Genomic DNA, 15,582 nt, shown 5'->3' on the forward strand with positions numbered 1-15,582 from the left:
ACATATCAGACACCACGAGCCTGCGCCATGCATTGCGACGTTCTCTGGCACAACGCGCAACTGATGACCCTGGATGCGGCCGATGGCGGCCTGGGCATCGTGGACGACGGCATCGTCGCCTGCCAGCAGGGCCGCATCGTCTACGCCGGCCCAGCCGCTCTAGCGCCAGCGCTGCAGCCCGACAGCAGGCACGACTGCCAGCGCCGCTGGATCAGCCCAGGCTTGATCGATTGCCATACCCACCTGGTGTACGCCGGCAACCGCGCCAATGAATTCGAACAACGCCTGCGCGGTGCCAGCTATGCCGAGATCGCCGCAGCTGGCGGGGGCATCGTGGCGACCGTGCGCGCCACCCGCGCAGCCGACGATGCGCAACTGCTGGCCGCCAGCTTGCCGCGCCTGGACGCGATGCTCGCCGAAGGCATCACCACGCTGGAAATCAAATCCGGCTACGGACTCACGCTGGACGATGAAATCAAGCAACTGCGCGTAGCGCGCCAACTCGGTGCGTTGCGCAAGGTTGACGTGGTGCCGACGTTCCTGGGCGCGCATGCCGTGCCGCCTGGCGGCGATGCCCAGCACTACATCGACCAGGTCTGCGCACAGATGATTCCGGCGATTGCCACCCAAGGGCTTGCCGAGGCCGTGGATGTGTTCTGCGAGCATCTGGCGTTCTCGCACGCGCAGGCCGAACAGGTCTTCATCGCGGCGCAAGCGCATGGCTTGCACATCAAGATCCACGCCGAACAACTGAGCAATCAGCACGGCGCGGAACTCGCCGCACGCTATGGTGCGCTGTCGGCCGATCACATCGAATACCTGGACCAGACAGGCATCGCGGCGATGGCCGGCGCCGGCACGGTGGCAGTGCTGCTGCCGGGCGCGTTCTATTTCACCCGCGACACCCAGGTGCCGCCGATTGCCGCGTTGCGCGCGGCCGGCGTGCCGCTGGCCCTGGCTACCGACTGCAACCCAGGCACCTGCCCGCTGACCAGCCCGCTGCTGGCGATGAACATGGCGGCGACCTTGTTCCGCATGACCGTGGACGAATGCATCGCCGGTTTCACCCGCGAAGCTGCGCGTGCGCTCGGGCGCAGCGAGCGCCTGGGCCGGTTGCGCGTCGGCATGGACTGCAACCTGGCGATCTGGGACATCGATGCGCCGGCCGATCTGGTCTACCGCATGGGCTTCAACCCTCTTCATGCCCGCGTCTGGCGCGGGCATCTTTAGCTGAATCCGGAGTCGTCATGCGTGTTTCTATTATCTTGCAGCCCGGCCAGGTCACGCTGGCGCAATGGCGTGCGCTGTATCGCGGTGCCGAAGTCGCATTGGACGACACGTGCGCTGCTGCCGTGCTGCGCAGCGCGCAAACGGTGGAGGCCATCGTTGCGCGCGGCGAGCCGGTGTATGGGGTCAACACCGGCTTCGGCAAGCTGGCCAGTGTGCGCATCGAGCGCGAGGACCTGCAGACCCTGCAGCGCAATATCGTGCTCTCGCACGCGGCCGGTGTCGGCGAGCCCACGCCGGTGCCGGTGGTGCGGCTGATGATGGCGCTCAAACTCACCAGCCTGGCCCAGGGCGCTTCCGGGGTGCAGCCGGACACGCTGGCGTTGCTGGAAGCGATGCTGCGCCAGGGCATCACCCCGGTGGTGCCGTGCCAGGGCTCGGTGGGGGCGTCCGGCGATCTGGCGCCGCTGTCGCATCTGGCCGCGGTGATGATCGGCGTCGGCGAAGCCTTCGTCGGCGCGCAACGTCTGTCTGCTGCCGACGCGCTCGCACAGGCGCAGCTGCAGCCACGCGTGCTGGGCGCGAAAGAAGGGTTGGCGTTGCTCAACGGCACCCAGTTTTCCACCGCCTGCGCCCTGGCCGGTCTGTTCGATATCGAAACCGTATGGCAGGCCGCGCTGGTCACCGGTGCGTTGTCGGTAGAAGCGGCCAAGGGCTCGGATACGCCCTTCGATGCGCGCATCCACGCACTGCGCGGGCAACCGGGACAGATCGCCACCGCGGCAGCGTTGCGCGCCTTGATGGCCGACTCGGCCATTCGTGAATCGCATCGACTCGGTGATGTGCGCGTGCAGGACCCGTACTGCCTGCGCTGCCAGCCGCAGGTGATGGGCGCGGCACTGGATGTGATGCGTCAGGCCGCACGTACATTGGAGATTGAAGCAAATGGCGTGTCCGACAACCCGCTGGTTTTCAGCGATACCGGCGAAGCCTTGTCTGGTGGCAACTTCCATGCCGAGCCAGTGGCCTTCGCTGCCGACATGCTGGCGATGGCGGTGTGCGAAACCGGCTCGATCAGCGAACGTCGCACCGCGATGCTGGTCGACCCGGCCCTGTCGGGCCTGCCGGCGTTTCTCACGCCGCGCCCGGGCTTGAACTCCGGCTTCATGATTCCGCAGGTCACCGCCGCCGCGCTGGTGTCTGAAAACAAGCAGCGCGCATACCCGGCCAGCGTCGATTCGATTCCGACCTCGGCCAATCAGGAAGATCACGTCTCGATGGCCGCGCACGGTGCGCGCCGTCTGCTGGCAATGGCCGAGAACGCCGCGCATGTCATCGGCATCGAACTGCTGGCGGCAGTACAAGGCTGCGATTTTCATGCGCCGCTGCGCTCCAGCACCGCGCTGGAAGCCGCACGTGCCCTACTGCGCGCCAAGGTGCCCACATTGCAGGACGATCGCTATTTCCATCCCGACATGTTGGCTGCCAGCGCATTGGTGCGCTCGGGCGCGCTCGCGCAGTCAGTGGCGATCGCCTTGCCGGGTGTGGAGCAGGACGCATGAGTTGGCAGCGCTTATGCAGCGGGTCTATCCCTGCATCCTCGCAGTCGCCACTGCAGTGGTTCGCGCTAGCTCCAAGCATGCGCATATGCGATGACGTGGCACGGCGCACGCGACGCTTCCGCAACGTACAGCCGCGCAACGTATGCCGCACGCTCGCAGCACTCGGGCATGGAGCGCAGGGATGAAGGCCCTGCCCGATTGGCTGGAACTCCACCGCGGCGACGCGCCGCTGATCATCAGTTTTCCGCATACCGGCACCGAGTTGCCGGAGGACGTGACTGACCAGTTTGTATCGCCGTGGCTGGCGCGCCGCGATACCGATTGGTGGGTACACCAGCTTTACGACTTCGCACAGTCGCTGGGCGCCACCACGCTGCGTACCGCGATCTCGCGCTCGGTCATCGACGTCAATCGCGACCCCAGTGGCGCATCGCTGTATCCGGGCCAGAACACCACCGGCCTGTGTCCGCTCACCACCTTCGACAAGCAGCCGTTGTATGCCGACGGCGCGGCGCCGGATCAGGCGCAGATCGCCTTGCGCCGCACGCGCTGGTTCGACCCGTACCACGCGGCGCTCGCCGACGAAATTGCACGCCTGCGCACGCAGCACGCAAACATCGTGGTCTACGACGCGCATTCGATCCGCTCGTTTATCCCGCACCTGTTCGATGGCGAGTTGCCGCAGTTCAATATCGGCAGCAACGACGACCGCAGCTGCGACCCGCGCTTGGTGGATGCGGTGGAGGACCTGTGCCGCAGCAGCGGTTCCAGCACGGTACGCAACGGGCGCTTCAAGGGTGGGTGGATCACTCGCCACTACGCGCAACCCGAGCGCGGCGTGCACACGCTGCAAATGGAACTGGCCTGCCGCGGCTACATGCGCGAACCGGACATCCTCACTCCCGAGAACTGGCCCATGCCATGGCAGCCGATGCATGCCGTCGCAATGCGGGCGGTGCTGCGCCACGTGCTACTGGCGTGCCTGCAGTTCGCCAACGCCCCCTCTTCCGACGCCGCGCCGCCTGCGGCCAACCGCTGATTGCAAGGATCCCGGCATGACCCGTCACGATGCAACCCGCGTCATCCGCGCCGCTACCGGCACCACGCTCACCGCCAAGAGCTGGCTCACCGAAGCGCCGCTACGCATGTTGATGAACAACCTTGACCCGGACGTGGCCGAGCGCCCGCAGGAATTGGTGGTGTACGGCGGTATTGGCCGCGCAGCGCGCGATTGGGAATCCTTCGATGCGATCATCGCTGCGCTCACGCGTCTGGACGACGACCAGACCTTGTTGGTGCAGTCCGGCAAACCAGTGGGCGTGTTCCGCACCCACGCCGATGCACCGCGCGTGCTGATAGCCAATTCCAATCTGGTGCCGCGCTGGGCCACCTGGGACCACTTCAACCAGCTCGATAAGAAGGGCTTGGCCATGTACGGCCAGATGACTGCCGGCAGCTGGATCTACATCGGCGCGCAAGGCATCGTCCAGGGCACTTACGAAACCTTTGTCGAGATGGGCCGCCAGCACTACGCCGGTACCCTGGCCGGCAAGTGGTTGTTCACCGGCGGGCTTGGCGGCATGGGCGGCGCGCAACCGCTGGCTGCGGTGATGGCGGGTGCTTCGTGCCTGGCGGTGGAGTGCCGCAAGAGCAGCATCGACATGCGCCTGCGTACCGGATACCTGGACACCTGGACCGATTCGCTGGATGAAGCACTGCACTTGATCGAAGAGTCGTGCACAGCGAAGAAGCCGCTGTCGGTGGGCCTGCTTGGCAATGTCGCCGACGTGCTGGACGAACTGCTGCTGCGCGGGATCAAGCCGGACCTGTTGACCGACCAGACCTCTGCGCACGACCCGGTCAACGGCTACTTGCCGCAGGGCTGGAGCGTCGAGGAATGGGACGCAAAGCGCGTGAGCGCGCCGAAAGAAGTGGAAGCCGCCGCACGCGATTCGATGGCCAACCACATCCGCGCCATGCTCACTTTCCACGCGCTGGGTGTGCCCACCGTGGACTACGGCAACAATCTGCGCCAGATGGCGCTGGAGGCCGGCATCGATAACGCATTCGATTTCCCCGGTTTCGTGCCCGCCTACATCCGCCCGCTGTTCTGCCGCGGCATCGGCCCGTTCCGCTGGGTTGCGCTCAGTGGCGACCCGGACGACATCGCCAAGACCGACGCCAAGGTCAAGGAACTCATTCCCGACGATGCGCACCTGCATCGCTGGCTCGACATGGCGGCAGAAAAGATCGCCTTCCAGGGCCTGCCCGCGCGCATCTGCTGGGTCGGCCTGGGCGACCGCCACCGCCTGGGTCTGGCCTTCAATGCAATGGTGCGTAGCGGCGAGCTCAAGGCGCCGGTCGTGATCGGCCGCGACCATCTGGACTCCGGCAGCGTGGCCTCGCCCAATCGCGAAACCGAAGCGATGGCCGACGGCTCGGACGCGGTCTCCGACTGGCCACTACTCAACGCACTGCTCAACACCGCCAGCGGCGCCACCTGGGTCTCGCTGCACCACGGCGGAGGCGTCGGCATGGGCTTCTCGCAACACGCCGGCATGGTCATCGTCTGCGATGGCAGCCAAGCCGCCGACAAGCGCCTGGAACGTGTGCTCTGGAACGACCCGGCCACCGGCGTGATGCGCCACGCCGATGCCGGCTACGCCATCGCCACCGAGTGCGCGAAGGAAAAAGGGCTGGATTTGCCGGGGATTCTGGGCTGAAACCTTTTCCGCCGACAGCATGCTGCTCGTCACAAGCGGTCGGCATGCCAACCACGCGCACCGGCAATCCCGCCCGGCGATGAGCGCGGTCGTCTGCTCATTGCTGTCAGTTGGATGTGATTTGCGCATCGGTCGACTCGCAGGCCGATGCCGCAGCCGCCAGCAATGCGCTGTCATCGAGCGCAGGCGCCGCGCTGTCTGCTGGATAGGCGGTTGCAATGGCCTTGGCTGCACGATCGGCATCTGCCTGGATGTACCACTGCGACGATGGCGGCAACAAACGTCCACGCACCACGTACTCGAATCGGTACTGTCCCCAGTAGATCGCTAACGGCTCCTCCAGCGCGTTGAGCGGGTTACGCAAAGTGGCCGCACCCGGACACAGCTGCAAGAAGTTGGCAGCGAGCATGCGTTTACGCTCGGATGGTTGCCCTGCAGATAAGTAATGACTCAACTCGTGCAACACGATCGGCGCCCAGTCCATTGATGACGCGCCGATGGACGCATCATGCTGGGAATACAGCAGCATCGTGCGTCCGCGTACTTTGGCCTGGGTGGTGTCCGATTCCGGCCACCACACGAATCTTGCCTCGAATACCCCGGACTCTGGCACCGCAAAAAAATCGCGCATCTGTGCTGCCAAGCGCGACACCGCAGGGGCGGAGAGTGCGTCCTTCAGCACTCGCGTTTGGCGCTCGAAACGCGGCGCAGTCTCGATCAAGCGGCGGGCGCGCGGAACGAACCGGGCAAAATACGCGCGCAATAAAACCTGGTCATTCGCCGACTGCCCTGCAATCGCGACAGCCGCCGACGCCTCGAATCCCGCCTCTCCCAGGAAATGCCGGGAGAATGGATCAGCATCGCGGGTGGCATCTGGCGCAAACAGGCGGTCGAGCATGTCCAGATCGGCGTCTTTTGCCAGTCCCGAGGTACGCCGGCGAAAGTCTGCATAGGCGGCAAGCGCGGCCCGGTCCGCCGGATCCAGACCTCCATGGGCTTCCATGTAGCTGCGGTAGACCGGCGCGGTGTATCCGGGCAACCAATCGGACAGGTTGTCCAACAGGTTGAAAAGATCTGTGGCTTCGCTGTATTCCACACGCACTGGTGTCGACGGCGTCGATGGCGATGTGGATGGCGCGGCATGCGCAGTGGCGCACAACGCTATCCAGATCAACCCGACGGCGCAAATGCGCTTTCGCGTGGTCAACCAGCGATAACTCCATCTGCGCATGCGGAACTCTGGGCCAGCGGGTGACCTCATTCGAGCATGCAGGCAGGCCACCCACAACGTGTCATTCGTCAGGGATGTGCGAGGCCTGGCAACTGCGGCCTGTAGGGCCGACAAAAACCCTCGCTGCTCGTCACAGTCCTCACGATCGCCCTCAAGTCCGACGATTACAGGCCGACAAGGTATGCAACGTTTCGAGGAATCTCCCATGGGCATCTTGATCTACCTGGTGCCTGCATTCGCACTCTGGGCGCTGATCGCCACCGGACTGGCATTCGTGCGCGGTCGACAGTTGCGTGCCGAATCCGGCGAGCTTGCCAGCACGCAGGACAGTCTCGGCCGCTATCAGGCGGCGCTGTCGCAACAGAAGGCGCGTGCGGCGGCCACCACGCTGGAACTGGAATCGTTACAGCGCAGCTATGCCGTGCTCAAGCAATCGCTGGAGCAGCAGGAGCAGAACGCCTCGGAGCAGCCGGCGACCACTGCCGGCCAGGTGATTCCGATGGTGCTGGTGCAGCGGTTGGATATCGCCAACGAGATCGGCACGCTGTTCGGGCATGTCGCGCGTGTGGCGCGCAGCCTGCGTCGCTACAGCGCCTACAGCCGCGGCCACACTGCAGCCGAGCCGGCTACAGCGCGCTACGACCTGCACTGGCTTGCCGATTGCCTGCACAGCTTCGATCAGCTGGGTCACGCACTGTTGCGCGGCAACGTCGCTGCACTGATCACGGCTTGCCAGGATCTGCTGTCGATGTACGAGCATTACTTGAAGGATGGCTCCGGCTACAACAGCCGCGATACCTTCCAGCGATTGAGTAACGATGTGCCGCTCTCGGAAGCCATCGATGCGATCCGCTCGATCATCGTCAAGGCGACGCTGGCGCAGGATGTGCAAGATGCGGTGCAGGACGATGAGGTGGCGACAAACGTTGGGTGAGTTGGGAATCGGGAATCGGGAAAGCTTGCGGCCTGATACATCGCCAACGCATGGCGTTGGGACTATGACATAACCTCGTAACACACCACCTAAGCGCTTGGCCCTGCGATTTGCTGCAGAGAAAAAGCGCACAGCTTGCAGTGCGCTTTTTCTGTCTCGTGCTTCGACATTCTTGAGCAGCTGACAAATCCTGCGAGCGGCGGCAACACATATGCGGACGGCGCGCCTGACACCCGAATGCACGCATCGGCACGCTGCGCGGCCGTATCGCAGGCTGATCAGCCGCCGACCGCCATCACTGCCAAGATCATGGCGTCTTCTGCGGTAGCGCGTAGGCGATCAACGCATCCCCGGCTGGGGTTTCCATGAAGTGATGCCCGCCGGCCATGATGACCAGATACTCACGGCCACGATACGCGTACACCATCGGGTTGGCTTGGCCGCCGGCCGGCAATTTGGCGTGCCACAGCTCCTTGCCGGTGGCCAGATCGATGGCGCGGATCAGGTCGTCGGTCGCTGCTGCGATGAAGATCAATCCGCCTGCCGTCACCACTGCGCCACCATTGTTGGGCGTGCCGATGTCGATCGGCAGACCGGAGCGCATGCCGAACGGACCATTACCGCGCGCACTGCCGAATGGGCGGTCCCACAAGGTCTTTCCGCTAGCCAGATCAATGGCGCGGATGCCGCCATACGGCGGTTCCTTGCACAGCAACTTGGTAAACGGCAACCGCCAGCCGGCGTTGACGTTGATCGCGTACGGCGTGCCCGCCTGCGGGTCGCCTGCACCTTCCGCACCGCCGGCATCGCCACGCACGTCATCGCGCGGCGCCCAGCCCAGCTTGTCGGCCTTGGCGCGCGGCACCAGCAGATTGTAGTTGGGCATGTCGTTGTAGTTGGCCACGATCACGCCACGCTGCGGGTCTACCGCCACGCTGCCCCAATCCGACCCGCCGTTGTAACCGGGGTATTCGATCGAATGGCGGTCCGCTTCCGGCGGCGTGTAGATGCCCTTGTAGCTGGCCTTGCGGAACTGGATACGGCAGACCAGTTGGTCGATCGGGGTCATGCCCCACATGTCGCGCTCGGTCAGATCCGGCTTGCGCAGCGTGTGATACAGCGAGAACGGCTGCGTCCTGGCACGCATTTGTGGCTCCACACCGCCGCCCGGTACTGCACGCTCTTGCACGCCCACCAGCGGCTTACCGGTGCGCCGATCCAGTACGTATAGCTCGCCCTGCTTGCTCGGCAATAGCACCGCCGGTACGTTGATGCCGTCCTTGGGGAAATCGATCAGGCTCGGCTGCGAGCCCAGATCGTAATCCCAGGCATCGATATGCGTGGTCTGGAAATTCCACACCGGCTTGCCGGTGGTGACATCCAGCGCCACCAACGAGGTCGCATAGCGATTCTCCTGCGGCGTACGCGAGCTGCTCCAATAATCGGCGGTGGAATTGCCCATCGGCAGATACACATAGCCCAGCTGCTCATCGGCCGCGGCGGTGGTCCACATATTGGGCGTGCCACGCGTCCAGCTCCGGCCTGGCGGCGGCGCGCCGTTCCATTCCGGATGGGTCATGTCCCAGGCCCAGCGCAACTTGCCGGTCACCGCGTCGAAACCTTCGATCACACCCGAGGGTTCGTAGCGCTTCTGCCCATCGAGCACTTGATGACCGGTGACGACCACTCCGCGCACGATCGCTGGCGGCGAATTGATCGACACATAGCCCGGCGGCGTGGCGCCCATACCGACAGTGATATCGACCTGACCATTGCTGCCGAAGTCCGGGCACGGCGTGCCGCTGCGTGCATCCAGCGCGATCAAGCGTCCGTCCAGCGTGCCTTCGATCACGCGCGTGCGGCACAGCGCGGCCGTCGCTCCAGCATCGGCGGTGTTGCCGCCCGCCGGCACTGCGTAATACGACACGCCACGGCATGCCGCCGTATACGGAATCGCCTCGTCCTTGACCTTGGGGTCGTAGCGCCAGCGTTGCTTGCCGCTGGCGGCATCCAGCGCAATCACCTGATTGCGCGCAGTGCACAGATACAGGCTGTCGCCCACCTTCAGCGGCGTGGTTTCTGCCCCCCAGCGCTTGCTCGGCAGATCGCCGGTGTGGAAGAGCCAGGCCTGCTGCAAGTGCGCGACGTTGTCGCGATTGATCTGCTGCAACGGCGAGTAGCGCTGACCGGCCTGGCTACGTCCGTACGCGGTCCAGTCGCCATCGGCAGGCGCGTTCGCCGGCTGCACGCCAGACGCTGCAACCGAGGAGGATGCATTGCGATTGACCATGCCACCGACCACACCGGCCGCATGCGCCAGCGGACTATCGGCTTCGGTGACGCCGTGCGGCATGAAGGCCAATGCGAACGCCACCACAAACACCACCGCCAGCGCACCGGCCAGGCTGCGCGATACCGTGCGCGACACCGGGCGATGCAGTTTCGGTAGCAACAGCGCGAGCACAAATGCCAGGCCGACAATCAGGCCCAGACGCGGCACCCAGCGCCAGTAATCGCTGCCTGATTCCCACCATGTCCACAGCAGCGAGACCACCACCACGCCGGCAAACCACCAGGCACCCGCATTGCGGCCGCGAGACAGCAACACACCGGCAAGCAGCATGGCCGCACCGGCCGGTGCGTAGTACCAGGAGCCGCCCAGCGCAGCCAGCCACACGCCACCGGCAAACAGCACCGCGCCCAGTAATGCAATCACGCCTCCCAAGGTCGCCAGTGCCCAATGGCTGCGACCGGAAGGACGATCCAGAATCGTCATCAGTTGTCCTCTTCGACTAAGCGGCGACGCAGCGCCGCCGCACCGTCAACAACCTTCGATCCGCCGCGGTGAAAGAGCCGCGATCTTTGCATTGAACACACGAAGACACTGCGTTGCAGATGTCAGCGGCCGTCATAAAACAGCGTGCAAAAAACGATGCGCAATAAAAAACGCCGGCTTTCACCGGCGTTTTTCGTCTACTGCGTTCGCTGATTTGCTGTGCTTACGCGTCCGTCGATGGTGCCTCGGCCACGCTTGCGCTTGCTTCGTCCACCACCTCTTCCACTTCATCCAGCGATGCATCCAGGCGTTCGACCGCCTGCAGCTTCTCGCCCTTGGACAGACGGATCAACGTCACGCCCTGGGTATTGCGGCCCACGCGCGAAATTTCCGAACCGCGCGTGCGCACCAGGGTGCCGCCATCGGAGATCAGCAACACTTCGTCGGTAGCGCCCAGCAGCACTGCACGCACCAACTTGCCGTTGCGCTCGGTGGTCTGGATGCCGATCACGCCCTGCGTGCCGCGCCCCTTGCGCGGATATTCGGCCAGCGGCGTGCGCTTGCCGTAGCCGTTTTCGGTGGCGGTAAGGATGTAAGCCACATTGCCATCGTCGGCGAGGTCGATCACTGCCGCTTCGGCGCCGTCGGCGCTGTCGACGATCTCTTCGGCAGTGTCTTCGTCGGACTCGATCTCGATTCCACCGGCCGGATCGGACACGATCAGGCTGACCACTTCCTCGCCCTTGGGCATGCGGATACCACGCACGCCGGTGGCGGTACGGCCCATCGAACGCACGGTGGACTCGCCGAAACGCACGGTCTTGCCGTTGGAGGCGAACAACAGCACGTCGCGATCGCCATCGGTCAGGGCCACGCCGACCAGCGCATCGCCTTCATCGAGATTGATGGCGATCTTGCCGCGCGCCAGACGGAAGGCGAATTCGCTCAACGGCGTCTTCTTGACCGTGCCGTTACGCGTTGCGAAGAACACATAACGGTTGTCGGCGTATTCGCGCACCGGCAACACCGCCTGCACCCGCTCGCCGGATTCCAGCGGAATCCAATTGATGATCGGGCGGCCGCGCGCATTGGAGCCGGCTTCCGGCAATTGATGCACAGGCAACCAGAACACTTTACCGCTGCTGGTGAAGGTCAGCAGCGTGTCGTGCGTGTTGACCAGCCACAGCTGGTCGATGAAATCCTCTTCCTTGGTCGCTGCGGCAGAACGACCACGGCCGCCACGCCGCTGGGCGCGATACGCGCTCACCGGCTGACGCTTGGCGTACCCGGCGTGCGATAGCGTCACCACCACGTCTTCCGGCGCGATCAGATCGAGAATATCCAGATCTTCTTCGCTGTGACGGATCTCGGTGCGGCGCTCGTCGCCGTACTCTTCGCGGATGTTGATCAACTCGTCGCGGATCACCTGCAGCAGCACGTCCGGGTTTTCCAGGATGCGGATCAGGCCCTGGATGACCTCGAGCAACTGCTTGTACTCGTCGGTCAGCTTTTCCTGTTCCAACCCGGTCAGGCGATGCAGGCGCATTTCCAGGATCTGCGCGGCCTGCACTTCGCTGAGCTGATAGAACCCATTGGCCAGGCCCACGCCCGGCGCCAGGTCCTCCGGCTTGGAGGCCTCGGCACCAGCCGCACCCAGCAGCGCACCGACCAGACCCGGTTCCCAGGTCTTGGCCAGCATGCGCTCGCGCGCTTCCTGCGGGTTGGCCGAGGTCTTGATCAACTCGATCATTTCATCGATGTTGGCCAACGCAACGGTCAGGCCTTCCAGCACATGCGCACGCGCACGCGCCTTGCGCAGTTCGTAGATGGTGCGGCGGGTGACCACCTCGCGCCGGTGGCGGATGAACGCCTCCAGCATCTGCTTGAGGTTCATCAACTGCGGGCGGCCGTCGATCAGCGCCACCATGTTGATGCCGAACACCGACTCCATCTGGGTCTGCTGATAGAGGTTGTTGAGCACAACCTCGGCCGACTCGCCGCGCTTGATTTCGATGTAGATGCGCATGCCGTCCTTGTCGGACTCATCGCGCAACTCGCTGATGCCTTCGAGTTTCTTTTCCTTGACCAGCTCGGCGATCTTTTCGATCAACCGCGCCTTGTTGACCTGGTAAGGGATCTCGGTGACGACGATCGCCTCGCGGCCGTTGTCGGCCACTTCCACATCGGCCTTGGCGCGGATGCGCACGCGGCCACGGCCGGTGCGATAGCCCGCGGCAATGCCGGCGGTGCCGTTGATGATGCCGGCGGTGGGGAAATCCGGGCCCGGGATGTATTCCATCAGGCCTTCGACGTCCAGCTCGGGCGTGTCGATCAGCGCGATGCAGGCGTTGATCGCCTCGGTCAGGTTGTGCGGCGGGATGTTGGTGGCCATGCCCACCGCGATACCGGCCGAACCGTTGACCAGCAGGCTCGGGAACCGCGTCGGCATGACCGTCGGCTCCAGTTCCTTCTCATCGTAATTGGGCTGGAAATCGACGGTTTCCTTGTCGATGTCGGCCATCAGTTCATGCGCCAGCCGCGACATGCGCGACTCGGTGTAACGCATCGCCGCGGCGGAGTCGCCGTCGACCGAACCGAAGTTACCCTGGCCGTCCACCATCATGTAGCGCAACGAGAACGGCTGCGCCATGCGCACCAACGTGTCGTACACCGACTGGTCGCCGTGCGGATGGTACTTGCCGATGACGTCGCCGACGATACGCGCCGACTTGAAGTAGGCCTTGTTGCTGTGGGCGCCCAGCTCATGCATCGCGAACAACACGCGGCGGTGCACAGGCTTGAGGCCATCACGGGCATCGGGGAGTGCGCGGCCCACGATCACGCTCATCGCGTAATCGAGATAGCTCTTGCGCATCTCGTCTTCCAGGTTGACCTGGATGATTTCCTTGGCGGTTTCTGCCATTCGGGTTCCGTATATGAGGTGGCGGGCCAGCCGGAAAGCCGCGTCGGGGGCGCCCTTGCATCAGGCTGCCTCCCCTACGCTCCCGCCGATCGATTCAAGCGCCACATTGTACCACGGCAGGCCACCCGATGCCTCCGGTTTACCAGCCAGAAACAAGCACTTGCAGGGAGTTTGAGCGGTGTTGGCAGCCTGCCGGCGGCGCGCGGGGCTCAGCTGCCGAAGGCCGCCTGCATCCGCGCCAGGTCCGGCTGCGCGATCACGCCGCGTTCGGTGACGATCGCATCGATCAGATCGCCGGGAGTCACGTCGAACACCGGGTTCCAGGCATGGATGCCGTCGGCCACCGTCCTGACCCCGCCGACGCCGAACAATTCGCCTGGATCGCGCTGCTCGATCTCGATCTGGTCACCGCTGGCGGTGGCCAGATCCACCGTGGACGACGGCGCCACCACCATGAATTTGACGCCGTGGTGGCGTGCGGCGATCGCCAGCTGGTAAGTGCCGATCTTGTTGGCGGTATCGCCATTGGCGCAGATGCGGTCGGCGCCGACAATCACCCATTGGACCAGTCCGGATTTCATCAAATGCGAGGCGGCCGAATCGGCAATCAGGGTGGCGTCGATGCCATCCTGCTGCAGCTCCCACACGGTCAGGCGTGCGCCCTGCAGCCACGGCCGCGTCTCGCCGGCGAACACCTTGGCGATGCGCTGCTGCGCCATGCCGGCGCGGATCACGCCGAGCGCGGTGCCGAAGCCGGCGGTGGCCAGCGAGCCGGTGTTGCAATGGGTCAGCACGCCGCTACCCGGCGCGATCAGCGCGGCGCCAAGCGCGCCCATATGGCGGTTGGCAGCCAGATCTTCATCGGCGATGGCCTGCGCCTCGCGCGCGATCACCGCGCGCCAGTCGGCGCCGGCCGCACCCAGCACCCGGCGCATGCGCATCAGTGCCCAGGCCAGGTTGACGGCAGTCGGACGCGCCGCATTGAGCCGTAGCAGAGCCGGCTCAAGCTTTTGCAGCGCAGCGTCACCATCGTCGGCGTCGATCGCGCGCGCGGCCAGCACCACGCCCCATCCGGCCGCGATGCCGATCGCCGGCGCACCACGCACGGCCAGCGAATGAATCGCTTCGGCCACCGCGTCGCTGGTGTCGCAACGCACATGCTCCACCACGAAGGGCAGCTTGCGTTGGTCGAGCAATTCCAGGGCATCACCGGTCCACAACAGTGGGCGGATGTGGTCGTAGCGGGCGTAATCGATATGGGCGCTGTCGTTCATGCGTCCATTGTAAGGCGCGCACACATTGCCTGCGCCGTTGCGTGGCCGCGCGACCTGAGTCGTGGGCAGCAAGACGCCTGCGCTCACCGCCAGGCGGGCGCGGCCGCTGCCCGGGATCGGCATGTCCCACGCGTACACCGCAGTTCCTTCGCGCCGTTCGCATCCACCTGAGCACTGCTCACGCCGTTTTTCAGCGGCCCTTAGTCGACGATGAACTCGGCGCGGCAGCCGTCGTTCACCCATACCCCTTCGCGACTCCAGCCCCAGGTCTGGCCTTCCACGCAGGGCGTTTTGGACATCTGCCGGCCCAGGCGCACTGCGCGTTCGACCGACACGCCACAGGTGCGGCGCGCGCTTTTCTTCGATTCGCAGGTGACCATGCGCGGCACCGCGACGAAGCCGGAACCATCTTCGGCGCCCACCTCGAATTCGCCATCGCATCCACGCGACACCCAGATCTCGTTGCGGCGAACGCCCCAGGTGCGCCCTTCCTTGCACGGCCACATCGAGCGTTGCCGCAGCAGCCGCACCGGCGCACCGCGCAGCACCACCGGGCACGCCACCGTGCCGCCATTGGAATCGCAACGCACCACGCGGCGCATCACCGTGACGGTCTGCACACGGGATGCTGCGAATTCTGCGCGACAGCCCTGTTCGACCCACACGCCATCGGGTTCGACATCCCATTCGCTGCCGCGGATGCAGCTGGTTTCGGAGAGCTGACGCACCAGTTGCACGCCTTGGGAGGCGTCCATCGCGCAGTGCACGCGCGCCAGGTCCTTGGACTCGCAGCGCACCACGCCGGCTGCGCGGTCGGAAGCACGCGCATCGGCGAGCATCAGCAGCGGCAAGCACCACAAACCGCATAAGCTGATCAGCCACTTCATGCCGACAATCCTCACCCCGAAACGATCTTCGTCGCGCCCCCGTGG

At 64.8% G+C, this 15,582-nt stretch carries 10 protein-coding genes and 1 other RNA gene; 6 read left to right on the top strand and 5 right to left on the bottom strand.

Features of this window, described 5'->3' with window-relative positions; translation table 11 throughout:
* Positions 1-27 precede the first annotated feature (27 nt).
* The 4 genes from hutI (at position 28) to hutU (ending at position 5,512) form a co-directional block, all read left to right on the top strand.
* The gene (gene hutI / locus XpruCFBP8353_RS10095) at positions 28-1,230 is read left to right on the top strand and encodes an imidazolonepropionase (protein WP_101363133.1); all 1,203 of its coding nucleotides are present in this window, start codon (positions 28-30) and stop codon (positions 1,228-1,230) included.
* 17 nt (positions 1,231-1,247) lie between these two features.
* The gene (hutH, locus tag XpruCFBP8353_RS10100; protein ID WP_101363134.1) at positions 1,248-2,789 is read left to right on the top strand and encodes a histidine ammonia-lyase; all 1,542 of its coding nucleotides are present in this window, start codon (positions 1,248-1,250) and stop codon (positions 2,787-2,789) included.
* A gap of 181 nt (positions 2,790-2,970) precedes the next feature.
* On the top strand, positions 2,971-3,828 hold the full coding sequence (gene hutG, locus XpruCFBP8353_RS10105) for an N-formylglutamate deformylase (protein ID WP_101363135.1): 858 nt from the start codon (positions 2,971-2,973) through the stop codon (positions 3,826-3,828).
* Positions 3,829-3,844: 16 nt separating this feature from the next.
* Positions 3,845-5,512, top strand: a complete 1,668-nt coding sequence (gene hutU / locus XpruCFBP8353_RS10110) for a urocanate hydratase (RefSeq protein ID WP_101363136.1) — start codon at positions 3,845-3,847, stop codon at positions 5,510-5,512.
* A 106-nt stretch (positions 5,513-5,618) separates the two neighbouring features.
* Here hutU and XpruCFBP8353_RS10115 read toward each other — a convergent pair whose 3' ends face one another.
* On the bottom strand, positions 5,619-6,950 hold the full coding sequence (locus XpruCFBP8353_RS10115; protein WP_249027452.1) for a hypothetical protein: 1,332 nt from the start codon (positions 6,948-6,950) through the stop codon (positions 5,619-5,621).
* Here XpruCFBP8353_RS10115 and XpruCFBP8353_RS10120 point away from each other — a divergent pair.
* On the top strand, positions 6,949-7,677 hold the full coding sequence (locus tag XpruCFBP8353_RS10120; protein ID WP_101363137.1) for a hypothetical protein: 729 nt from the start codon (positions 6,949-6,951) through the stop codon (positions 7,675-7,677). The genes XpruCFBP8353_RS10115 and XpruCFBP8353_RS10120 overlap by 2 nt on opposite strands.
* A 307-nt stretch (positions 7,678-7,984) precedes the next feature.
* On the opposite strand, the gene XpruCFBP8353_RS10125 is transcribed toward XpruCFBP8353_RS10120, so the two are convergent.
* From XpruCFBP8353_RS10125 to mtnA, 3 genes are all read right to left on the bottom strand, one after another.
* A complete protein-coding gene (locus XpruCFBP8353_RS10125; protein ID WP_101363138.1) occupies positions 7,985-10,453 on the bottom strand; it encodes a membrane-bound PQQ-dependent dehydrogenase, glucose/quinate/shikimate family in 2,469 nt (822 codons plus the stop codon).
* Between the two features lie 223 nt (positions 10,454-10,676).
* Positions 10,677-13,376: a DNA gyrase subunit A gene (gene gyrA, locus XpruCFBP8353_RS10130; protein ID WP_101363139.1), complete on the bottom strand. Its 2,700-nt coding sequence runs from the start codon at positions 13,374-13,376 to the stop codon at positions 10,677-10,679.
* A 209-nt stretch (positions 13,377-13,585) separates the two neighbouring features.
* Positions 13,586-14,650 carry an S-methyl-5-thioribose-1-phosphate isomerase gene (mtnA, locus tag XpruCFBP8353_RS10135; protein ID WP_101363642.1) on the bottom strand — a complete coding sequence of 355 codons (1,065 nt, stop codon included), beginning with the start codon at positions 14,648-14,650 and terminating at the stop codon, positions 13,586-13,588.
* A 121-nt stretch (positions 14,651-14,771) separates the two neighbouring features.
* On the opposite strand from mtnA, the gene XpruCFBP8353_RS10140 reads away from it, so the two are divergent.
* Positions 14,772-14,846: non-coding RNA, sX9 sRNA (locus tag XpruCFBP8353_RS10140), on the top strand.
* A gap of 4 nt (positions 14,847-14,850) precedes the next feature.
* On the opposite strand, the gene XpruCFBP8353_RS10145 is transcribed toward XpruCFBP8353_RS10140, so the two are convergent.
* On the bottom strand, positions 14,851-15,537 hold the full coding sequence (locus XpruCFBP8353_RS10145) for a DUF3011 domain-containing protein (RefSeq protein ID WP_101363140.1): 687 nt from the start codon (positions 15,535-15,537) through the stop codon (positions 14,851-14,853).
* Positions 15,538-15,582 lie beyond the last annotated feature (45 nt).

It is taken from the genome of Xanthomonas prunicola (assembly GCF_002846205.1).
GTDB classification, from domain to species: domain Bacteria; phylum Pseudomonadota; class Gammaproteobacteria; order Xanthomonadales; family Xanthomonadaceae; genus Xanthomonas; species Xanthomonas prunicola.

Bases quoted from the DNA above. Each gene is read 5' to 3' on its own strand.
- XpruCFBP8353_RS10120 (WP_101363137.1), top strand. From the start codon at position 6,949: ATGGGCATCTTGATCTACCTGGTGCCTGCATTCGCACTCTGGGCGCTG.
- XpruCFBP8353_RS10125 (WP_101363138.1), bottom strand. From the start codon at position 10,453: ATGACGATTCTGGATCGTCCTTCCGGTCGCAGCCATTGGGCACTGGCG.
- XpruCFBP8353_RS10115 (WP_249027452.1), bottom strand. From the start codon at position 6,950: ATGGGAGATTCCTCGAAACGTTGCATACCTTGTCGGCCTGTAATCGTC.
- hutI (WP_101363133.1), top strand. From the start codon at position 28: ATGCATTGCGACGTTCTCTGGCACAACGCGCAACTGATGACCCTGGAT.
- hutU (WP_101363136.1), top strand. From the start codon at position 3,845: ATGACCCGTCACGATGCAACCCGCGTCATCCGCGCCGCTACCGGCACC.
- XpruCFBP8353_RS10145 (WP_101363140.1), bottom strand. From the start codon at position 15,537: ATGAAGTGGCTGATCAGCTTATGCGGTTTGTGGTGCTTGCCGCTGCTG.
- gyrA (WP_101363139.1), bottom strand. From the start codon at position 13,376: ATGGCAGAAACCGCCAAGGAAATCATCCAGGTCAACCTGGAAGACGAG.
- hutH (WP_101363134.1), top strand. From the start codon at position 1,248: ATGCGTGTTTCTATTATCTTGCAGCCCGGCCAGGTCACGCTGGCGCAA.
- hutG (WP_101363135.1), top strand. From the start codon at position 2,971: ATGAAGGCCCTGCCCGATTGGCTGGAACTCCACCGCGGCGACGCGCCG.
- mtnA (WP_101363642.1), bottom strand. From the start codon at position 14,650: ATGAACGACAGCGCCCATATCGATTACGCCCGCTACGACCACATCCGC.